This window comes from Streptomyces sp. JJ38 (assembly GCF_019303475.1).
GTDB lineage: Bacteria > Actinomycetota > Actinomycetes > Streptomycetales > Streptomycetaceae > Streptomyces.
Genome location: NZ_JABLSI010000023.1, coordinates 1 through 21,031 on the forward strand (window position 1 = coordinate 1; position 21,031 = coordinate 21,031).

Genomic DNA, 21,031 nt, shown 5'->3' on the forward strand with positions numbered 1-21,031 from the left:
CATCAGGGGTTTCCAACAACGAGCGAGAGAGAGTTCCGCGTGTACGCGATCGTGCGCACCGGCGGCCGTCAGCAGAAGGTTGCTGTCGGCGACGTCATCGAGGTTGACCGTATGTCCAGCAGCAAGGTCGGCGACACCGTCGAGCTCTCGACCGTGCTCGTGGTCGACGGGGACGCCGTCACCAGCGACCCGTGGGTGCTGGCCGGCGTGAAGGTCCAGGCCGAGGTCGTGGACCACCACAAGGGCGTCAAGATCGACATCCAGAAGTACAAGAACAAGACCGGTTACAAGAAGCGCATCGGTCACCGTCAGCTGCACACCGCGCTGAAGATCACCGGCATCCCCGCCCCGGCGAAGTAAGGGACTGAGAACAGATGGCACACAAGAAGGGCGCATCGTCCACTCGGAACGGTCGTGACTCCAACGCGAAGCGCCTCGGCGTGAAGCGGTTCGGCGGTCAGGTCGTGAGCGCCGGCGAGATCCTCGTCCGCCAGCGTGGCACCCACTTCCACCCGGGCGCGGGTGTCGGCCGCGGCGGCGACGACACGCTGTTCGCGCTGGACGCCGGTGCCGTGCAGTTCGGCACGGCCCGTGGCCGCAAGGTCGTCAACATCGTGCCGGTCGGCGAGTAACCACTCCCCGTCGCACACGAGCACGGCCAGCAGCACTCTGCCGAGGGCGGACCGCCTCACGCGCGCAGCGCGGGGAAGCGGTTCCGCCCTCGGCGTGTTACCAAGCCTGTGAGCACCCCGTGCGGTCGCACGGGCATCGAACCAGCCGGGAGGCATCCGTCATGACCACCTTCGTGGACCGCGTCGAGCTGCACATCGCCGCGGGTAACGGAGGCCACGGCTGCGCCTCCGTGCACCGGGAGAAGTTCAAGCCGCTGGGCGGCCCGGACGGAGGCAACGGCGGCCGCGGCGGGGACGTCGTCCTCGTCGTCGACCAGAGCGTGACGACGCTGCTGGAGTACCACCACAGCCCGCACCGCAAGGCCACCAACGGCAAGCCGGGGGCGGGCGGCAACCGGATGGGCGCGAACGGCGAGGACCTGGTCCTGCCGGTGCCGGACGGCACGGTCGTCCTGGACAAGCGGGGCAACGTGCTGGCCGACCTCGTGGGCGAGGGAACCAGCTTCGTCGCCGGTGAGGGCGGTCGTGGCGGGCTGGGCAACGCGGCGCTGGCCTCCGCCCGCCGCAAGGCCCCCGGCTTCGCGCTGCTGGGCGTGCCCGGCGAGACGCGCGACATCGTGCTGGAGCTGAAGACCGTCGCCGACGTGGCGCTGGTCGGGTACCCCTCGGCGGGCAAGTCCTCGCTGATCTCGGTACTCTCCGCGGCCAAGCCCAAGATCGCCGACTATCCCTTCACGACGCTCGTCCCCAACCTGGGCGTCGTGACCGCCGGATCGACCGTCTACACCGTCGCCGACGTCCCCGGGCTGATCCCCGGTGCGAGCGAGGGCAAGGGCCTGGGCCTGGAGTTCCTCCGGCACGTCGAGCGCTGCGCGGTCCTCGTCCACGTCCTCGACACGGCGACGCTGGAGTCCGACCGCGATCCCGCCTCCGACCTGGACGTCATCGAGCAGGAGCTCGCCCAGTACGGGCGGGGGCTGGAGGACCGGCCGCGGCTCGTGGTGCTCAACAAGGTGGACATCCCCGACGGGCGGGACCTGGCCGATCTGGTCCGTCCGGACCTGGAGGCCCGCGGCTACCGGGTGTTCGAGGTGTCCGCGCTCAGCCGGGAGGGGCTGAAGGAGCTGTCCTTCGCGCTGGCCGGCATCGTCGAGGAGGCCAGGGCGGCTCGCCCCAGGCAGGAGGCCACGCGCATCGTCATCCGGCCGCAGGCCGTGGACGACGCGGGGTTCACCGTGACCCGCGAGACCGAGGGCCTCTTCCGCGTGCGCGGGGAGAAGCCCGAGCGCTGGGTGCGGCAGACGGACTTCAACAACGACGAGGCCGTCGGCTACCTCGCCGACCGGCTCAACCGCCTCGGGGTCGAGGAGGAGCTGCTGAAGGCCGGGGCCCGGGAGGGCGACGGCGTGGCGATCGGGGACGAGGAGAACGCCGTCGTCTTCGACTGGGAGCCCACCGTCATGGCCGGAGCCGAGATGCTGGGCCGGCGCGGTGAGGACCACCGCATGGACGTGGCCCGCCCCGCCGCGCAGCGCCGCCGCGACCGGGAGGCGGAGCGCGGCGACTCCTCCCAGCGCGAGTACGACGACTTCGACCCGTTCGCCTGAGCCGCGGCCGCTCAGGCGGTGACGGAGCTCTCCGGGCTCGCGGGCCCTTCGGCCCGGGAGCCCGGAGAGCTCCCGGCCTGCGCCGCGTTCCCGGCCTGCCCGTCCACGTCAGCCTTCGGCCCGGTCGCGTCGGCGGGGTCCGCGGGACGTCGGGTGCGCCGCTCCTCGGCGCGGGCGCACAGGGCCTGCACCGCCGCGTCGAAGCGGTCCAGGGAGGGCGGCTCGTCGGGCCCCAGCAGCCGCGTCTTCAGCTCGGCCCGGGCCTCGGCGAGGGTGTCCCGCGCCGGGTCGCGGACGGCGGCCAGCAGCTCGGCGAGCCCCTCGCCGTCCGGCGGCAGGACGGTGGCCGCGTGGACGGTGGGGAAGGCGGCCCGGAACTCCTCCTCGCCCAGCCCCGAGGTGTTCACCACGGCGTAGGGCTTCTCGCTGGCCAGGTAGTCGGACACGACGCTGGACACGTCGCTGACCAGCAGGTGGGTCTCGTTGAAGCACGCGTACAGCCCGGGGATGGCCCCGTCGACCACCTGGTGCTCCCACTCGGGCACCGCGGCCCAGTACGCCGCCTCACAGGCATCCTGCGCCCGCTCCACGGCCTCGGCCCGGCCCGGCTCGGGGACCGACTGCACGAGCATCCGCTCGACGTCGTCCGCGTCCGGCCGGAAGACGCCGTCGGCCAGCCGGTCCAGCTCCGCGGTGCGCCGGGCCAGCTCGGCCCGTGTCTCCGGCCCCGGGCGGCGGCGGCCCGGCTCGGCCGCGCGGGCCGCGTTCGCCTCGGCGATGAGCGCCCTGATCCGGACGTCGGCCGCACCCGCGCGGGGGTCGACCGAGCCGGTCATGGGGTGCGGCTTGTAGACGAGGCGGACCCCGGGGTCGGCCAGCAGGGCGCGGACGATCCGCTCCCCGGCCAGCATGATCGACGTGTTGCCCGGGTCGTCCGTCCAGCCCTCCCAGGTGGGGGCGTAGAGGACGGTCACGTACGGTCCGGCGGGCGGGCCCGCGGCGGGGCGGATGGGGGCGAGCTGGGGGCGCCCGACCTCCACCACGTCCCGGTCGTCCACGCCGATGTCGGCCAGCTGGTAGCGCTCCCGCGCGGCCTGGCCCGCGACCCAGACCTCGTCGTACGCCTTCGCGTAGGGGTTGCAGCTCGACAGCTTGTCGCTCTCGCCGTGGTTGACGAAGGTGTGCATGAGGGAGGGGATGCGCAGCACCTGGGACGTCTTCCCGGAGTTGGCCGGGTGGATCATGATCTTCAGCGGGGAGCGTTCGAGCACCATCAGGTGCGCCACCTTGGGCAGACACACGACGGGCACGTCCGTCGCCGCGATCTTCTGCATCATGAACCGCTCGCGCAGCACGATCAGCGGTCGCCCGTGCACGGCCGCCAGGGTGCCCAGCCACATGTTGGCCTGGTAGGCGGACGAGGACCCGCCGGAGAAGTACATCGCGTGGGTCGGCCGGTACGCGGCGAGCCAGGCTTCCAGCCACGCGAGCACCGTCCGCTCGTCCGGCGCCCGTCGGCCGCCCAGCAGCCACTGGGCCAGTCGGCCGGTGCCGAGGACGAGAGCCGTGAGGGTGAGTGCGACGCCGCCCACCGCCCACAGCGGCTCCCGTGTCGCCGTGGCCGTCAGCATCCCCGCCGTCGCGGGCACCATGAACGTCAGCAGCCGTCGCCCCGGCTGGCGCGCCAGGATGCGCGGGGGTGCGGGGCTCAGCCCGAGCGCGGAGGCGTCCACGTTGCGGGTGAGGACCGGCAGCGCCCGGTCACGCCGTACCAGCAGGGCGACGAGCTGGCAGGCGAAGTGCGTGACGTAGGCGGCCAGCAGGCCCCCGACCAGCGCCGCCTGCTCCCAGCGGCCCGGCTCCGCCAGGCGCAGCAGGCCGACGAGCACGATCAGGTCGCGCACGAGCTGCCGGGCGGTGACGTCGAACCGGACGCGGCCGAGGAACGACAGCAGCCCGGGGCGCAGCTGCTGCACGAGGAGATCGAGGCCGAGGCAGCCAGCGGAGGCCACGATCAGTAGCGGCACCTGCGGCAGCAGTGCGCCGACGAGCTGGGCGGCGTACAGGCCCAGAAGGGCGAGGAGCGCGCAGAGCTGCCCCTTGCGGTGTGCGAGGAGTCCGGCGGAAGGCACGGGTCAAGCTCCTGGAGGGGCGTACGGGGCGTCGGCGGAGGGCGGACGCGGGTCCGGCTCCGCCGACGGGACGCGGAGGGATGCGGAAGGGTGCGAATGCATGGGGATGCGGGGGACTGAGGGGATGGGGGGAAGCGGGGGACGCGGGACAGCGGCTGTGGGGGCCAAAGGATGACCACCGTGGAGCCGATGGCTCCACGACCCTAATCCGAACCACAACCGCTGACAATTCCCGGTGAACCACGGTGCGCGGGTTTTTCCGGTAAGCGCTCCCCTCGCACCACGCCGCGCGCCGGTGGGTTCTCGCTCATCCGTCCGGGGGCGGTTCCGCGCCCCGGACGAGCCGTCCGTCCCATGGACCGCACGAGCGGGGCAAGAGCGACCTGACGTACATTGCGGCCGTAGAGCGCGAGCAGCACGCGCATCCGACAGACGCACACATGGGGGTCTCCGTGACAGCGGCAGCCGAGGCACGCGACGAAGCCGTCCGGCCCGAGGTCGAGCGCGCCCGGAGAATCGTGGTCAAGGTCGGCTCCTCCTCCCTGACGACGGCCGCGGGCGGGCTGGACGCCGACCGCGTCGACGCCCTCGTCGACGTCCTCGCCAAGCACGGCGACCGGGACGTCGTACTCGTCTCCTCCGGCGCCATCGCCGCCGGGCTCGCTCCCCTCGGCCTCCGCCGCCGCCCGCGCGACCTGGCCCGCCAGCAGGCGGCCGCCAGCGTCGGCCAGGGCCTCCTGGTGGCCCGCTACACCGCCTCCTTCGCCCGCTACGGGCGCCGCGTCGGGCAGGTGCTGCTGACCTCGGACGACACCAGCAGGCGCGGCCACTACCGCAACGCCTTCCGCACCCTGGAGCAGCTGCTCGCCATGGGCGCTGTCCCGGTGGTCAACGAGAACGACACCATCGCCACCGACGAGATCCGCTTCGGCGACAACGACCGGCTCGCCGCCCTCGTCGCCCACCTCGTCCGCGCCGACCTGCTCGTCCTGCTCTCCGACGTCGACGGCCTCTACGACGGTGACCCGAGCACCCCCGGCACCACCCGCATAGCGGAAGTGCACGGCCCCGCCGACCTCGCCGACATCTCCCTGGGCAGCGTCGGCTCGGCCGGCGTGGGCACGGGCGGCATGGTCACCAAGGTGGACGCCGCCCGGATCGCGGCCGGGGCCGGCATCCCCGTCGTCCTCACCTCGGCCAGCCACGCCGCCGACGCCCTCGCCGGCCGGGTGACCGGCACGTTCTTCCACCGGACCGGCCGGCGCAGCGCGGACCGGCTGCTGTGGCTCGCCCACGCCTCCAGCCCGCGCGGCGCCCTCGTCCTCGACGCCGGGGCCGTCGACGCCGTCGTCCAGCGGCGCACCTCGCTGCTGCCCGCCGGGGTGCAGCGGGTCGAGGGCGACTTCTCCGCCGGCGACCCGGTGGAGCTGCGGGACGGCCAGGGGCGCCCCGTCGCCCGCGGGCTCGTCAACTTCGACGCCAAGGAGATCCCCCAGTTGCTCGGCCGATCCACCCGGGAGCTCGCCCGCGACCTCGGACCGGAGTACGAGCGGGAGATCGTCCACCGCGATGACCTGGTGTTGCTGCGCCCCTGACCCGTCCGCGCCACCCCGCGCCTCCGCGGTTCCCGACGGCCCCGCGACGTCAGCCTTTCCACGGACACCTTCGGGAAAAAGGCCACGCGAGCGGCCGAGGACTGGTCAACTGTGGTGCGGCGGTCGGCAGTACGGCCGCCCGGGCCTCCCGGCGAGAGCCGGCGGAGCCCGGCACCAAAGCCAGCACCCGCACGCACAAGGAGGCCGCCGTGAGACGACTGGCCAGCGTCGGTGACGTCTCTTCGGGGCAGCACACCGCGCCGCAGGCCACCGTGCCCCCGCAGCAGGCCGTGTCCGGTGAGGAGCGGACCGTCGACCCGGACGCGGCCCGGTTGTGGCACGTCACGCTCAGCGTCTCCGGGCGCGAGGTACCGCTCGGTGAGGTCCGCCGGAGCCTGGAACAGCTCGCCCACGACCATCCCTTCCTCATGACCAGCCGCTACGCCAACGACCATGCCGAGATCCGGTACTGGGAGGAGGCCCGCGACCTGCGGGACGCCGCGGCGGTCGCGCTGCGACTGTGGGGCGAGCACCGCGCGAGCGCGCAGCTACCGCCCTGGGAGATCGTCGGTCTGGAGGTCATCGACCGGGAGACGTACCGCCAGCGCATCGCCGAGGGCTACGGCCCGCCGCCCGCGTCCCCGGTCGGCGTCCACCCGTTCTAGGCCCGGTGGAGGCCGCGGCGCGTGGCCGCGCCACCACCGGGCGGCAGCCGAGCCGAGGGGGACAGTGCCATGTCTCGCACCGTGGACGACCGCGTGGGCACGCCGCCCCACCTGTCATACGCTGGCCGCATGACCAGCGCTTCGATGTCCTCTGGGTCCTCGGGCTCCTCCGGGTCCGCCACCGCCACCGCGCCCGCCGCGGGCTCTCCCGTGCTGGAGACCGCCCACCGTGCCCGGGAGGCCGCCGCCCTCCTCGCGCCCCTGCCGCGCACGGCCCGGGACGCTGCCCTGCTCGCCATCGCGGACGCCCTCGTGGCCCGTACCGAGGAGATCACCGCCGCCAACGCGGAGGACGTCGCCCGGGCCCGCGAGGCCGGCACCGCCGAGGGCATCGTCGACCGGCTCACCCTGACCCCGGAGCGTGTCGCCGCCATCGCCGCCGACGTGCGCGACGTCGTCGCCCTGCCCGACCCGGTCGGTGAGGTTGTCCGCGGTTCGACGCTGCCCAACGGTCTGGAGCTGCGGCAGATCCGGGTGCCCCTCGGCGTCGTGGGCATCATCTACGAGGCCCGGCCCAACGTCACCGTGGACGCCGCGGCCCTGTGCCTGAAGTCCGGCAACGCCGTGCTGCTGCGCGGCTCGTCGTCCGCCTACGCCTCCAACACCGCGCTCGTCGCCGTCCTGCGCGACGCCGTGGCCTCCGCCGGGCTCCCCGCCGACGCCGTCCAGCTCGTGCCCGGGCAGAGCCGGGACAGCGTCACCGAGCTGATGACCGCACGGGGCCTCGTCGACGTCCTCATCCCGCGCGGCGGCGCCTCACTGATCAAGACCGTCGTCGAGGGCTCCACCGTCCCCGTGATCGAGACGGGCACCGGCAACTGCCACGTCTACGTCGACGAGCACGCCGATGTGGACATGGCCGTGGAGATCCTCGTCAACGCCAAGGCCCAGCGGCCGAGCGTGTGCAACGCGGCCGAGACCGTCCTCGTCCACCGGGATGTGGCCGACGCCTTCCTCCCCAGCGCGCTCAAGGCGCTGGCCGAGGCCGGGGTGACCGTCCACGGCGACGCCGCCTGGCAGCAGGCCGGTCCGGACGTCGTCGCGGCCACCGAGGAGGACTGGGAGAACGAGTACCTCTCCCACGACATCGCCGCCGCCGTCGTGCCCGACCTGGACACCGCCGTCGCCCACATCCGCCGCTACAGCTCCGGGCACACCGAGGCCATCATCACCCGTGACACCGCCGCGGCCCGCCGCTTCGTGGCCCTGGTGGACTCCACGGCCGTCATGGTCAACGCCTCCACCCGGTTCACCGACGGCAGCCAGTTCGGCTTCGGCGCCGAGATCGGCATCTCCACCCAGAAGCTGCACGCCCGCGGCCCGATGGGGCTGCCGGAGCTCACCTCCACCAAGTACGTCGTCACCGGCGACGGGCACGTGCGCGGCTGAGCCGGCGCCCGGGCGTCCCCGGCCGGTTCCGGGGGCGCCCGGAGCGGGTTGCGGTCCGGCGCGGAGGCGGCGCGAATCCGCCGATCCGTCGCCTCCGCGGTCCGAACCCGTCTACTCTGAAGGGGTGTCGGACGAGGCCACGGGTCGCCCGCCCCACGAGAGCGGCGAGCCCGACGACCGAGACCACGGAGCGGCGGAGGATGCCTTCGCCTCCGTGGTGTTCGACGAGGACTTCATCCGAGCGGCACCCGTGCACGAGCCCACCGCGGCCGAGCGGCGGCTCGCCGCGGCCCGCGCCGAGGCCGAGGCGGCGGCGTCCCGCGAGGACGGCTACCCCGAGACCGGCCCCGGCGCCGAGAAGCCGGGCTACGGTGGCCCCGGCGGCCACGGACACGACGAGCGCCACGGACACGACGAGCCCTGGGGCCCGGCGGCCTCGGGCCGCCATGCGCGGGACGACGGCGCCTACGCCCAGTGGGCCCGGGGCCGCCGGGCTGATGGCCGGGGGCCCGTCCGCTGGTACCGTCCGGTCGCCTGGCTGCTCGCCCTGGTCATGGGCATCGGCCTGGTCGCCACGGCCTTCGCCGCCGTGCAGCGGGCCGGCTCGGGGCAGCGTGAGGAGCCCCGCCGCCCACCGGCCAGCAGCGAACCGGAGGGCTCGCTCGGCGCACCCGCCCCACCGGCTTCCGGAGCCGCCGCCGCGGCCGGCCCCCCCACCTCCCCGACGGCCTGAACTCGTCCCAGGCCAGGGCGTTTACTCCGCGACGCCGGGGCCTACCCTGTTGGTATGACCGGGCGTGCAGACCCTCCCGACGGCAAGCCCGAGGGACGCGGTGACGACGAGTTCGGCTCGACGGTCTTCGACGAGTCGTTCGTACGCGAGGCGCGGCTGCAGGAGTACTCGGCGCAGGAGCGCCTCGACGACCCGGAACACCGGGAGCACCCGGTGCGGAGCCTGCCCCGGCGCATGGCCGTCCTCGGTCCCGGCTCCTCGGCCAAACAGGGGATCGTGCTGGTCGCGCTCGTGGTGCTCGCCTTCGCCACCGCCATCTACCTGGGCATCACCAGCCCCTACCAGCAGCCCTCCACCGCCGGGGACCAGCCGCTGCGCGCCACCGTCGTCCCGCTCAGCCCCAGGAGCCCGGTGCCCGAGGGCGCGCCCGAGGCCCTGTTCGCCGAGAGCCCCGCGGCCGACTTCCCGGTGGGCGCCGCGGGGGTGACGCTGCCCTCGCCGATCGCCACCCGGGACTTCAGCGACACCCAGGTGATGACGGCCCTCACCCTGGCCAAGGACTACGTGGTCGCCTCCGCCGTGGACTCTCGCGTCATCAGCGGCAGCACCGCGACGCCGGTGCGCGAGCTCCTCGTCGCCGACCAGCGCACCCGGCTCGACCGCAGCCTGCGGGAGCCCGCCCCCGAGGACGTCACCGGTGCGGGGGACCCCGACACCGTCCCGCCCGCCACCGGCTGGCTCGTGCGCTTCGACAGCCAGCGGGTGACGGTGTCCGACGCCGGCGTGCGGGTCCGGGGCGCGATGACCGTCACCCAGCGCGACGAGAGCGCGCTCGAGGTCACGGCCGACCACGTTTTCGTCTACGCCGTCCGGCCCGCCGGAGAGGCCGACACCGACCGCTCGTCGCTGGTCACCGTGCGCCGCCAGGTGCGGCTGCTGATGGAGCGGGGCGACCTGCTGGACAAGCGCCTCTCGGTGCAGCACGTGGTGATGCAGGCGGGCCCGCTGGCCTGCGGCACCGCCCACTCCGACCTGCTGCGGCCGCTGACGGCGGGGGAGTCAGCCGACGCCACCGAGGTCACCGGAACGGACCCGTTCGCCGACCGGCCGGTGGGCTCCCCGCTCTGCGGTGTACTGGCCGACACGGCGCAGCCGGGCCCGCCCGGCGGCTGAGCCGCGCCACGCGCGAGGCCGCGGTGCCGGGGCCGTAGCCGGGGCTCCGGGCCTCGCACACTCAGCTCGTGGCCGCTCGGGTCTAGTTGCCGCCCGAACCGCTCTCGCCCGCTGCCGTCCCGGCGCCGCTCCCGGAATCGTTCGGCCGCCGGCCGCCGCCCGTCGCGAAGTCCCGCAGCTTGCCGCCCAGATCCCCGGCGCCGCCCGCGACGTCCCGGATGAGCCCCATGAGCGGGTCCTTGCTCTGCTTCACCGACTCCCGGTAGTGGTTCGCCGAGTCCCGCACGGAGTCCGACACCGAGGCGTCGCCGTCCTCCGAGCGGCGCGGGTAGTGGCCGTCCATCAGCCGCTGGTAGTCCCGGGTGCGCGCCCACTTGCCCAGCTCGGCCGCGCGCACCGTGGTGAACGGGTGCGTGCGCGGCAGCACCTGGAGGATCTTCAGCACGGAGTCCCGCAGGTCCCCGCCGGCGTGCTCGTACTCCTCGGCCTGGGCGAGGAACGCGTCTATGTTCATCTCGTGCAGGTGGTGCCCGCCGGCGAGCTTCATCAGCCCGCGCAGGGAGGCCTCCAGGTCCTGCCCGACGAGCAGCCCCGCCCGGTCCGCCGACAGCTCCGACTTGCGGAACCACTCGCGCAGCGCTGTCACCAGGGCCATGATCGCGACGTTCCCCAGCGGGATCCAGGCGACCTTGACGGCGAAGTTCGTCAGGAAGAGCAGGATCGTGCGGTAGAGGGCGTGCCCGGACAGCGCGTGCCCGACCTCGTGCCCGATGACCGCCCGCATCTCCTTCTCGTCCATCAGCTCCACCAGACCGGTGGTCAGGACGATGATCGGCTCATCCAGCCCGATGCACATCGCGTTGGGCTGCGGGTTCTGCGTCACGTACATCGACGGGACCTTCTCCAGGTCCAGGATGTGACAGGCGTCCCGCAGCATGTCGTTGAGGTGCGGGAACTGCTGCTCGCTGACCCGCACCGAGTCCGAGAGGAAGAGCAGCCGCAGGCTCCGCTCCGGCAGCAGACCGCTGAGCGTCTTGAAGACGGTGTCGAAGCCGCTCAGCTTGCGCAGCGCCACCAGCGCCGAGCGGTCGGCAGGGTGCTCGTAGGCGCGGGAGGAGATCCCCGGAAAGCGCCGCCGGCTGCGCCCCGGAAGATTTTCGGTGTTGCCCTGGCTGTCGCTCATTCGGCCCCCTGTGTCGAGTCTGTGGCGGCCCGTCCCCTCACAGGCCCTGCTCGCCGGCCTCCCCGGCCGGTTCGGCCCAGCCTACGGGGTGGGTGCACCAGCCGCGAGAAACCCGTCCGCTTACGATGTGCTGAACCTCCTGCCCGTTTCCCTCCCGGACAAGGTCCAGATGACGATGAATATCCTCAGCTCCGCTCCCGCTCTCTCGCTGCTCGCCTCGGGCTCCGAGGAACACGGTGGCGCACACGCGAGCCTGAACCCGTGGCTCATCGGCGCCTCCGGCCTGCTCATGCTCCTGCTCCTGCTGTGGATCACCACCCGCTTCAACCGGGACCGCTGAGCCCGGCGATCGGCGGGCGGGACAGCGGTTAGGGTCAGCGCATGGCAGAGCACATAAGGCCGCAGCCGGAGCCGGGCAAACGGCGGCTCGGTGTGATGGGCGGGACGTTCGACCCGATCCACCACGGCCACCTGGTCGCGGCCAGCGAGGTCGCGGCGCGGTTCGACCTCGACGAGGTCATCTTCGTGCCGACGGGCCAGCCGTGGCAGAAGAGCCACCAGCGGGTGTCGCCCGCCGAGGACCGCTACCTGATGACGGTCATCGCGACCGCGTCCAACCCGCAGTTCTCCGTCAGCCGCCTGGACATCGACCGCGGCGGCAAGACGTACACCATCGACACCCTGCGGGAGCTGCGGGCCGAGCACCCCACGGACGACCTGTTCTTCATCACCGGTGCCGACGCGCTCTCCCAGATCCTCACCTGGCGCAACGCGGACGAGCTGTTCTCGCTCGCCCACTTCATCGGCGTCACCCGGCCCGGACACCACCTCACCGACCCCGGGCTCCCGGACGGCGGGGTGTCCCTCATCGAGGTGCCTGCGCTGGCGATCTCCTCCACCGACTGCCGCGCCCGGGTGGCGAACGGCGACCCGGTCTGGTATCTCGTGCCGGACGGTGTGGTGCGGTACATCGCCAAGCGCCGGCTCTACCGGGACCCGTCCGCACCGAACAGCTAGAGGGGCGGCAGCCGTGAACGACCGACAGGACCCGTACGGGCAGCAGCAGTTCACCGGGTACGACGAGTACGGTCGGCCGCTCTACCGCGACCCCTACGCCCAGGGTCCCGACGGCGTCGACACGCGTTCCGAGCCCGAGGCTCCGGCCGTCCCGCAGAGCTACGGCCACGACTACGGGTACCCGGCCCCCGACGGCTACGGGCAGCAGGGCTACGGCTACGACCCCTACGCCGGTCAGCAGGACGTGACGGCCTGGGTACCGCAGCAGCCCCAGCCCGAGGAGGCCTACCCGGCTCCGTCGTCCTACCCGGACCAGGGAGCGGGCCCGTCGTACCCGCAGTCCTCGCCGTACCCGGACCCTGACCCGTACCCGTACCCGTACCCGGACCAGGGAACGGCGTCCCCCTACGCGAACGCGGCGCCGTACGAGCCGGATGCCCCGTACGAGCCGGCGGCGCCGTACACGCCGGAGCCGCTGTACGAGCCGGAGGCCGGGCGGCCGGCGGGGGAGGCCGCCGGAGGTCACGACGCGGAGTCCGCCACCACGGCAGGGTCGGAGCCCGGGGGCGAGAGCGGCGAGGAGTACCGGACCGAGCAGTTCTCCTTCATCGAGGAGGAGGACGAGGAGTCCGAGGACGTCATCGACTGGCTGAAGTTCAGCGAGAGCCGCACCGAGCGGCGCGAGGAGGCCAAGCGGCGCGGGCGCAACCGCATGATCGCGCTCGTCGTCGCGCTCGTCGTGGTCCTCGTCGGAGGCGTCGGCTATCTGTGGTCCTCCGGGCGGCTCCCCGGCCTTGGCGGGGAGGAGACGGAAGCCGCCACGCAGGCCGCCGAGCAGCGCGACGTCATCGTCCTCCACCTGCGGGACATCGACACCGAGAACGTCTCCACGGTGCTGCTCGTCGACAACGAGACGGCCGGGCGCGGGACCGCCGTGCTGCTGCCCAACTCGCTCGCGCTGACGACCGCCGACGGCTCCACGACCACCCTGGGCAAGTCCTTCGACAGCCAGGGCGCCGGGGCGACCCGCGAGGCCCTCGGCACCCTGCTCGGCGCCACGTTCCAGGGCACCTGGCGGCTGGACACCCCGTTCCTGGAGAACCTGGTCGACTCCGTCGGGGGCGTCACGCTCGACGCCGATGTCACCATCCCCGCCGACGAGAAGGGCGAGGCGCCCCTCGTCGAGAAGGGCGCGGACCGGGAGCTGAACGGAGGCGCCGCCATCCGGTACGCGACGCACCTGGCGTCGGGCGAGGAGCAGACGAAGCAGCTCGCCCGCTTCGGCCAGGTGGTGGTGGCGGTGCTGGGCAAGCTCTCCACCGACCCGGCGACCGCCACCCGGACCGTCGTCTCACTGGGCCAGGTCCCGGACCCGTCGCTCACGGACGGGCAGCTCGGCGGCGCCCTGGCGGAGCTGGCCGCCCACGCCGGGAAGGACCGGCTGGACACCCGGCTGCTGCCGGTCGAGCAGAACGGCACGCTGAGCGACGAGACGGCCCACGGCCTGGTCAAGGAGGTCCTCGGCGGCACCGTGCGGAACTCCGACCCGGACGCCGCCGTCCGCGTCAGCGTCCGCAACGCCACCGGCGACGGGGACGCCGCGCAGTCGGCCCAGATCACGCTGATCAACGGCGGCTACACCGTCGTCCCGGCGAAGGAGTCGGATACCGCGGTGGAGGCCAGCAGCGTCACCTACGCGGAGAAGGAGGACGCGCAGCGCGCCGCGGGGGTGGCGAAGACGCTCGGGCTGCCCGAGGACGCCGTCCGGCAGGACGATGGCGCGGCCAACGCCGACGTCACCGTCGTGCTCGGCGAGGACTACGAGGGCTGACCCCGCCCGGCCCCGCCGGGCGGCGGGACCGGCGGGGCCGGGCGTCAACCCTGCGCCGAGCACAGGCCCCGTGGCGGCCGTGAGACCCTGGGAAGGCGTGCACGTCGTGCGCGCCCCGTGATCCCGACCGAAAGCATGCACCTGTGACCGCAACGGACCGTTCCCTGGAGCTGATCAACGCCGCCGCGCAGGCCGCCGCCGACAAGCTCGCGCACGACGTCGTCGCCTACGACGTGAGCGACGTGCTCTCCATCACCGACGCCTTCCTGCTCGCCTCGGCGCCCAACGACCGCCAGGTCAAGTCGATCGTCGACGGCATCGAGGAGCGGCTGCTGAAGGAGCTGGGCGCCAAGCCGGTGCGCCGCGAGGGCGAGCGGGACGGCCGCTGGGTGCTGCTCGACTACGTGGACATCGTCGTGCACGTCCAGCACAGCGAGGAGCGCGTCTTCTACGCCCTGGAGCGGCTGTGGAAGGACTGCCCCGAGCTGGAGCTCCCCGAGGACGCCAAGGCCACCCGCGGCAAGGGGGCCGCCGAGGCGGACGCGGCGGAGGAGCGGTGATGCGCGGTCGCAAGATCGTCCTGTGGCGGCACGGTCAGACGTCGTGGAACCTCGAGCGCCGCTTCCAGGGGTCCACGGACATCCCGCTCACCGCCGAGGGGCTGAACCAGGCGCGCCGGGCCGCACGGCTGCTCGCCGCGCTGAAGCCCGACGCGATCGTCTCCTCCGACCTCGTCCGCGCCCGGGCCACGGCCGCCGAGCTGGCGGGCCTCACCGGCCACGAGGTGCTGCACGAGGAGGCCCTGCGCGAGACGTACGCGGGGAAGTGGCAGGGCCTGACCCACGACGAGATCGTGGAGCGCTTCGGCGAGCAGTACGCGGCGTGGAAGCGCGGGGAGCCCGTCCGCCGCGGCGGTGGTGAGCTGGAGACGGAGGTGGCCGACCGGGCCGCGCCCGTCGTGGAGCGCAACGCCGACAAGCTTCCGGACGGCGGCACCCTCGTCGTCGTCAGCCACGGCGGGACGATCCGGACGACCATCGGCCGGCTGCTCGGGTTGGACCCGGCGGCCTGGGAGTCGCTGGGCGGCCTGTCCAACTGCTCCTGGTCGGTGCTCGGTGAGAGCCTGCGCGGCTGGCGGCTGCTGGAGCACAACGCGGGCAGTCTGCCCGAACCCGTCCTCGGCGACGACGACTGAGGCCTGCCCGGCGGTTCGGGCCGGACGGTGCCGTGATCCGCACCGTGATCGGTGCCGTGATCCGCGCTGTCATGCGGCCGGGCCCTGGTGGGAGCCCCGTGGGCTCGCTGTGGACGGCGTCGGATCCCGGCGACCCGGATTTCGCGTTCCGCCAGGTCACCAGGTAGAGTTCTACTCGTTCACGGCGCGCCGGTCAGGCCGGAGAGCCGAGAGCGCGGGGCTATAGCTCAGTTGGTAGAGCGCTTGCATGGCATGCAAGAGGTCAGGAGTTCAATTCTCCTTAGCTCCACAATCATCAAGATCCCGTCCTCCTCCGGAGGGCGGGATTTCGTCGTGCGGTCGTCATCGGCGGACTCCTGCGTTCCGACGTGACGTGGCAGAATCATCCGCAGTAGGGGGACGACCCGAAAGGGGAGGGACGCCGCGGTGCCCAGGCGCATCCACCGTTCACGCGAGGGCCGGCTCGCACTCGGACCGACTCCCGGCTGCGGGGCCTGAATGGGCGCCCACAGCAGAAAGTGCGACTGGTGCGGCAGCGGTACGCCCATCGTGCGCGACATGGAGCCGCTCAACGTCCGTTACCAGTACTGGTGCGTCGAGTGCGCCAGGGCGCTGATCATCAAGGGCGATCCGATCGAGACGTACCGCGAGCTGGAGGGTGAACCCATCTACGGGCGCCTGCTGGAGGAGCACTGCACCCTCAAGCGCTTCTACTCGTTCGTCACGGTCTGAGTCCGCGAGGGGCCTGGACGGCTGCCGGGAAACGGATTTGGCAAGCGGTGCCCCGGGCCGTGTAGAGTAGGCGACGCCGCCGCGGGGGAAACCCGCGGAGGTCCAGACCTGGGGCTATAGCTCAGTTGGTAGAGCGCTTGCATGGCATGCAAGAGGTCAGGAGTTCAATTCTCCTTAGCTCCACAGATCCGGAAGCGGGCCACTCGTTCGAGTGGTCCGCTTCCGTGTCTCCGCCGCTCGGTGCTCCCTGGACGGGCCGGGCTCCGCCCGCGCTCTCCCGATCCGCCACCGGGAACGTCCGCCGCTTCCGCTCCGTGGGACGCGCCCGGCCGGGCCGCTCGGCTGCGGTACCCTGACGGCATGCGTGCCGTACGCCTTCTGCTTAGCCGGCCGCGCTGACCACGGGCCCTCCCACGGGCCGACGCGGCGCGGCTACCCCTCATGCGTGAGGGGCTTTTTCATTTCGGCGGGCAGAGACGAGACGATGGAGCCTTGAGGACATGACCCAGACCACCACCCCCGCGGAGAGCGCGGCCCCGCACCGCTACACGGCGGCACTGGCCGCCGACATCGAGGCGCGCTGGCAGGACTTCTGGGAGAAGCACGGCACGTATCAGGCCCCGAACCCCACCGGGGACCTGTCCGGTGACCCCGAGCTGGTGGCACGGCCCGAGAAGTTCATCATGGACATGTTCCCCTACCCGTCCGGGGCCGGACTGCACGTCGGCCACCCGCTGGGGTACATCGCCACCGACGTCTACGCCCGGTTCCAGCGGATGACCGGCCACAACGTCCTGCACACCCTGGGCTTCGACGCCTTCGGCCTGCCGGCCGAGCAGTACGCGGTGCAGACGGGCACCCACCCGCGCGTCTCCACCGAGGCGAACATCGTCAACATGAAGGCGCAGCTGCGCCGGCTGGGCCTGGGGCACGACCAGCGGCGGTCCTTCGCCACGATCGACCCGGACTACTACAAGTGGACCCAGTGGATCTTCCTGCAGATCTTCAACTCCTGGTACGACGAGGACGCCGACCGGGCCCGCCCCATCGACGAACTGGTCAAGGAGTTCGAGAGCGGTCAGCGGCCCACCCCCGAGGGCCGGGCGCCCTGGGCGGAGCTGACCGCCGCCGAACGCGCCGACCTGCTGGGTGACTACCGGCTGGCCTACGCCTCGGACGCACCGGTCAACTGGTGCCCGGGCCTGGGCACCGTGCTGGCCAACGAGGAGGTCACCGCCGACGGCCGCTCCGAGCGCGGGAACTTCCCCGTCTTCAAGGCCAAGCTGCGCCAGTGGAACATGCGCATCACCGCCTACGCCGAGCGGCTGCTGACCGACCTGGACGGGCTGGACTGGCCCGAGGCCATCAAGCTGCAGCAGCGCAACTGGATCGGCCGCAGCGAGGGCGCCCGCGTCGAGTTCCCCGCCGGGAAGCCCGGGCATGCCATCACCGTCTTCACCACCCGCCAGGACACCCTGTTCGGCGCCACCTACATGGTCCTGGCCCCCGAGCACCCGCTCGTCGACGAGCTGGTCCCGGACGCCTGGCCCGAGGGCACGCACGAGGTGTGGACGGGTGGCCACGCCACCCCCGCCGACGCCGTCTCCGCCTACCGCGCCCAGGCCGCCGCCAAGTCGGACGTCGAGCGGCAGGCCGAGGCCAAGGACAAGACCGGCGTCTTCACCGGTGCCTACGCGCTCAACCCCGTCAACGACGAGCGCGTTCCCGTCTTCATCGCCGACTACGTCCTGATGGGCTACGGCACGGGCGCCATCATGGCCGTCCCCGCCCACGACAGCCGGGACTTCGCGTTCGCCCGGGCCTTCGAACTGCCCATGCGCTGCGTCGTCGAGCCCACCGACGGCCGCGGTACCGACCCGGCCACCTGGGACGACGCGTTCGACTCCCACGAGGCGCCGCTGGTCAACTCCACCTCCGCCGCGGTGTCGTTGGACGGGCTGCACGTGCCCGAGGCCAAGGCCGAGATCACCCGCTGGCTGGCGGAGCGCGGCATCGGCGAGGGCACCGTCAACTACCGTCTGCGCGACTGGCTGTTCAGCCGTCAGCGGTACTGGGGCGAGCCGTTCCCGATCGTCTACGACGAGCAGGGCGTCGCCCATCCGCTGCCCGAGTCGATGCTGCCCCTGGAGCTGCCGGAGGTCGAGGACTACTCGCCGCGCACCTTCGACCCCGAGGACGCCGACACCTCCCCGGAGACACCGCTCTCCCGCAACGAGGAGTGGGTCAACGTCACCCTGGACCTGGGCGACGGTCCCAAGCGCTACCGGCGCGAGACCAACACGATGCCCAACTGGGCCGGTTCGTGCTGGTACGAGCTGCGCTACCTGGACCCGCACAACGAACAGCGGCTCGTCGACCCGGAGATCGAGCGGTACTGGATGGGCCCGCGTGAGGGCGCCCCGCACGGCGGTGTCGACCTGTATGTCGGCGGCGCCGAGCACGCCGTGCTGCACCTGCTGTACGCCCGGTTCTGGTCCAAGGTGCTCTACGACCTGGGGCACGTCTCCTCGGCGGAGCCGTTCCACAAGCTGTTCAACCAGGGCATGATCCAGGCCTACGTCTACCGGGACGAGCGCGGCTTCCCGGTCCCCGCGGCCGAGGTCGAGGAGCGCGACGGCGCCTTCTTCCACGGGGGCGAGCGGGTCAGCCGCGAGCTGGGCAAGATGGGCAAGTCCCTGAAGAACGCCGTCACCCCGGACGAGATCTGCGCCGAGTACGGCGCCGACACCCTCCGGCTGTACGAGATGGCCATGGGCCCGCTGGACGTCTCCCGGCCCTGGGACACCCGTGCCGTCGTCGGTCAGAACCGGCTGCTCCAGCGACTGTGGCGCAACGTCGTCGACGAGGCGACCGGCGAGGTCACCGTCGTCGACGAGGAGCCGGCCGAGGACACCCTGCGCGCCGTGCACAAGGCCGTCGACGGCGTCACCCAGGACATGGACGGCCTGCGGTTCAACACGGCGATCGCGAAGATCACCGAGCTGAACAACCACGCGACGAAGCTGGACCGGGTGCCGCGTGCCGTCGCCGAGCACCTCGTGCTGCTCATCGCCCCGCTGGCCCCGCACATCGCGGAGGAGCTGTGGCGGCGGCTGGGCCACGAGGACAGCGTCGTGCACCACCCCTTCCCCGTCGCCGACCCCGCCTACGTGGTCGACGAGACGGTGACCTGCGTCGTCCAGGTGAAGGGCAAGGTCAAGGCCCGGCTGGAGGTCTCGCCCGAGATCCCCGAGGCCGAGCTGGAGGCCCAGGCTCTCGCCGCGCCGGGCGTCGTCGCCGCGCTGGGCGGTGCCGGCGTCCGCAAGGTGATCGTCCGGGCGCCGAAGCTCGTCAACATCGTCCCCGCCTGAGGCGGGGGAGCCCCCTAGGGGTTGTGCTGCGGGAGCGGTCCGGGGACGCAGTGGTCCCCGCCGCCCCCGCAGCGCTTAGGCTGGGAGGGACGGCAGGCGACGGACGGAGGCGTGCCCCATGGAGATCGCCGTGGCGGTGGGAGCCCTGATCTTCCTGGTCCTCGTGACCCTCGGCGTGATCGCCACCACCAAGGCCGTGCGGGCTGTGGGGCGAGGCGTCGAGCGCGCGAGCACCGAGGTCCGCAAGACCATCGACAACACGGCCCTGCGGGCCCGTTCCGCCCAGTTCGGCCCGGCGGGCGAACTCGCCCGCACCCGCCTCGAACTGCGGACGTCCATCGAGAGCACCCGCCGCGAACTCGCCCTCGGTCAGCCCGGGGACGCCTCCCTCGCCGAGGCCGTCGCCCTGCTCGACCGGCTGCACGAGCATGCTCGCGGGCTGGACCGCGAGATGGGCGCGCTGATGGACCGCGAACCCGACCGTGCGCGCATCGCCGCCCGCCTGCCCGAGCTGCGGGGCCGCGCGGAGGAGATCCGGCAGTCCGCCGACTCCCTGCGGTTCGCGGCCCAGGACCGGGCGCGCCGCCACCAGGCCGAGGAACTGGGCTCCCTGCGCGAGCAGATCGCCCTGGAGTCCGGTGCCCTGCGGCACTGGGAGCAGCCCCCGGCACAGGCGCCCGAGAAGCGGGACGCGCCGCCCTCCGGCGAGCCCGCGCCCTGACGCCGGGCGGCGCGGCGTCGTCTCGCCGGCTTACGACCTCGGAGACCAGGCTGCCGAGGGACCTCGGGACGCAGTAATCTCCGGGCCATGGCCCGTCATGTCGCGATCATCACCGATTCCACGGCGTACCTGCCGCAGGAGGCGCTGCGGCGGCACCGCATCACCTCGGTGCCCCTGACCGTGGTCGTGGACGGCGAGCCGCTGGAAGAGGGGACCGAGATCTCCGCCCGCTCCCTGGCGGAGGCGCTGCGGCGGCACCGGCCGGTCACCACCTCCCGGCCGAGCCCGGAGACCTTCGCCGCCGCGTACCGGGACGCGGCCGATGCCGGGGCGGACGCCATCGTCTCGCTGCACCTGTCCGCCGAGTTCTCCGGCACCTACGACGCCGCCGTCCTGGCTGCGGCCGACGCCCCGGTGCCGGTGCGCGTGGTGGACTCGGGCGTGGTGGCCATGGCGCTGGGCTTCTGCGCCCTGTCCGCCGCCGAGGCGGCGGAGTCCGGCGGCTCGGTGGACGAGGCCGTCGCCGCCGCCGAGAAGCGGGCCGCCGCCACCTCCGCCTTCTTCTACGTCGACACCCTCGACTACCTGCGCCGTGGCGGACGCATCGGCGCCGCCCAGGCGTTGCTGGGCTCCGCGCTCGCGGTCAAGCCGCTGCTGGAGCTGGCGGACGGGCGGATCGGGCCGCTGGAGAAGGTCCGCACGGCGAGCCGGGCGATCGCCCGGCTGGAGGAGCTGGCCGTCCTCCGGGCCGGAACGGCGCCGGTGGACATCGCGGTCCACCACCTGGCCGCCCCGGAGCGGGCCCGGCAGCTCGCCGAGCGGCTGCGGGAGCGGGTGCCGGGGCTGGGGGAGCTGCACGTGAGCGAGGTCGGCGCCGTCATCGGTGCCCACACCGGCCCCGGTCTCCTCGGCACCGTGCTCTCTCCGCACTGACGGGCTCGGCGGTGGCGGGAGGTGTGGTGGGTGTGTGAGGGGCTCGGCGGTCGCGGGGCGCG

Annotated in this window: 19 protein-coding genes and 2 tRNA genes; 19 read left to right on the forward strand and 2 right to left on the reverse strand. The window is 72.9% G+C overall.

All coding sequences use genetic code 11. The annotated features are described in order from the left end of the window. Positions 1-39: 39 nt before the first annotated feature. The 3 genes from rplU (at position 40) to obgE (ending at position 2,239) form a co-directional block, all read left to right on the forward strand. A complete protein-coding gene (gene rplU / locus HPT28_RS14750) occupies positions 40-360 on the forward strand; it encodes a 50S ribosomal protein L21 (protein ID WP_191207956.1) in 321 nt (106 codons plus the stop codon). 14 nt (positions 361-374) lie between these two features. Continuing rightward, the gene (rpmA, locus tag HPT28_RS14755) at positions 375-632 is read left to right on the forward strand and encodes a 50S ribosomal protein L27 (protein WP_219091535.1); all 258 of its coding nucleotides are present in this window, start codon (positions 375-377) and stop codon (positions 630-632) included. Positions 633-793: 161 nt separating this feature from the next. Further along, a complete protein-coding gene (gene obgE / locus HPT28_RS14760) occupies positions 794-2,239 on the forward strand; it encodes a GTPase ObgE (RefSeq protein WP_219091536.1) in 1,446 nt (481 codons plus the stop codon). 11 nt (positions 2,240-2,250) lie between these two features. Here the strand turns inward: obgE and HPT28_RS14765 are convergent, their stop codons facing one another. Continuing rightward, positions 2,251-4,371 (reverse strand): hypothetical protein, encoded by a 2,121-nt coding sequence (locus HPT28_RS14765; RefSeq protein ID WP_219091537.1) that lies wholly within the window; start codon positions 4,369-4,371, stop codon positions 2,251-2,253. A 452-nt stretch (positions 4,372-4,823) separates the two neighbouring features. Here HPT28_RS14765 and proB point away from each other — a divergent pair, with 452 nt between their 5' ends. The 5 genes from proB (at position 4,824) to HPT28_RS14790 (ending at position 9,986) form a co-directional block, all read left to right on the forward strand. Next, a complete protein-coding gene (gene proB / locus HPT28_RS14770; RefSeq protein WP_308119245.1) occupies positions 4,824-5,966 on the forward strand; it encodes a glutamate 5-kinase in 1,143 nt (380 codons plus the stop codon). A 272-nt stretch (positions 5,967-6,238) separates the two neighbouring features. Beyond that, the gene (locus HPT28_RS14775; protein ID WP_308119255.1) at positions 6,239-6,631 is read left to right on the forward strand and encodes a hypothetical protein; all 393 of its coding nucleotides are present in this window, start codon (positions 6,239-6,241) and stop codon (positions 6,629-6,631) included. A gap of 144 nt (positions 6,632-6,775) precedes the next feature. Continuing rightward, the gene (locus tag HPT28_RS14780; protein WP_219091603.1) at positions 6,776-8,080 is read left to right on the forward strand and encodes a glutamate-5-semialdehyde dehydrogenase; all 1,305 of its coding nucleotides are present in this window, start codon (positions 6,776-6,778) and stop codon (positions 8,078-8,080) included. 124 nt (positions 8,081-8,204) lie between these two features. Further along, on the forward strand, positions 8,205-8,813 hold the full coding sequence (locus HPT28_RS14785; protein WP_219091539.1) for a hypothetical protein: 609 nt from the start codon (positions 8,205-8,207) through the stop codon (positions 8,811-8,813). A gap of 54 nt (positions 8,814-8,867) precedes the next feature. Then, positions 8,868-9,986, forward strand: a complete 1,119-nt coding sequence (locus HPT28_RS14790) for a hypothetical protein (protein ID WP_219091540.1) — start codon at positions 8,868-8,870, stop codon at positions 9,984-9,986. Between the two features lie 82 nt (positions 9,987-10,068). Here HPT28_RS14790 and HPT28_RS14795 read toward each other — a convergent pair whose 3' ends face one another. Next, positions 10,069-11,169, reverse strand: a complete 1,101-nt coding sequence (locus tag HPT28_RS14795; protein WP_219091541.1) for a M48 family metallopeptidase — start codon at positions 11,167-11,169, stop codon at positions 10,069-10,071. A gap of 169 nt (positions 11,170-11,338) precedes the next feature. Here HPT28_RS14795 and HPT28_RS14800 point away from each other — a divergent pair, with 169 nt between their 5' ends. The 11 genes from HPT28_RS14800 to HPT28_RS14850 all read left to right on the forward strand — a co-directional run bounded on the left by HPT28_RS14800 (position 11,339) and on the right by HPT28_RS14850 (position 20,969). Continuing rightward, positions 11,339-11,509, forward strand: a complete 171-nt coding sequence (locus HPT28_RS14800; RefSeq protein ID WP_219091608.1) for a hypothetical protein — start codon at positions 11,339-11,341, stop codon at positions 11,507-11,509. A gap of 41 nt (positions 11,510-11,550) precedes the next feature. Next, positions 11,551-12,186: a nicotinate-nucleotide adenylyltransferase gene (gene nadD, locus HPT28_RS14805; RefSeq protein WP_219091542.1), complete on the forward strand. Its 636-nt coding sequence runs from the start codon at positions 11,551-11,553 to the stop codon at positions 12,184-12,186. Between the two features lie 13 nt (positions 12,187-12,199). Further along, on the forward strand, positions 12,200-14,017 hold the full coding sequence (locus HPT28_RS27635; RefSeq protein ID WP_308119247.1) for a LytR C-terminal domain-containing protein: 1,818 nt from the start codon (positions 12,200-12,202) through the stop codon (positions 14,015-14,017). 143 nt (positions 14,018-14,160) lie between these two features. Then, the gene (gene rsfS, locus HPT28_RS14815; RefSeq protein WP_219091544.1) at positions 14,161-14,577 is read left to right on the forward strand and encodes a ribosome silencing factor; all 417 of its coding nucleotides are present in this window, start codon (positions 14,161-14,163) and stop codon (positions 14,575-14,577) included. Beyond that, the gene (locus HPT28_RS14820) at positions 14,577-15,212 is read left to right on the forward strand and encodes a histidine phosphatase family protein (RefSeq protein WP_219091545.1); all 636 of its coding nucleotides are present in this window, start codon (positions 14,577-14,579) and stop codon (positions 15,210-15,212) included. The genes rsfS and HPT28_RS14820 overlap by 1 nt, the downstream gene beginning before the upstream one ends. Positions 15,213-15,428: 216 nt before the next feature. Then, positions 15,429-15,501, forward strand: a tRNA-Ala gene (locus tag HPT28_RS14825). Between the two features lie 209 nt (positions 15,502-15,710). Next, complete coding sequence (locus HPT28_RS14830) at positions 15,711-15,944, forward strand: hypothetical protein (RefSeq protein WP_219091546.1); 234 nt, start codon at positions 15,711-15,713, stop codon at positions 15,942-15,944. Positions 15,945-16,054: 110 nt separating this feature from the next. After that, positions 16,055-16,127, forward strand: a tRNA-Ala gene (locus HPT28_RS14835). Between the two features lie 317 nt (positions 16,128-16,444). Next, entirely contained in the window at positions 16,445-19,315 is a 2,871-nt protein-coding gene (gene leuS, locus HPT28_RS14840) for a leucine--tRNA ligase (RefSeq protein WP_219091547.1), read from the forward strand. Between the two features lie 118 nt (positions 19,316-19,433). After that, complete coding sequence (locus HPT28_RS14845; RefSeq protein WP_219091548.1) at positions 19,434-20,036, forward strand: hypothetical protein; 603 nt, start codon at positions 19,434-19,436, stop codon at positions 20,034-20,036. Between the two features lie 87 nt (positions 20,037-20,123). Then, positions 20,124-20,969 carry a DegV family protein gene (locus HPT28_RS14850; RefSeq protein WP_219091549.1) on the forward strand — a complete coding sequence of 282 codons (846 nt, stop codon included), beginning with the start codon at positions 20,124-20,126 and terminating at the stop codon, positions 20,967-20,969. Positions 20,970-21,031: the final 62 nt, after the last annotated feature.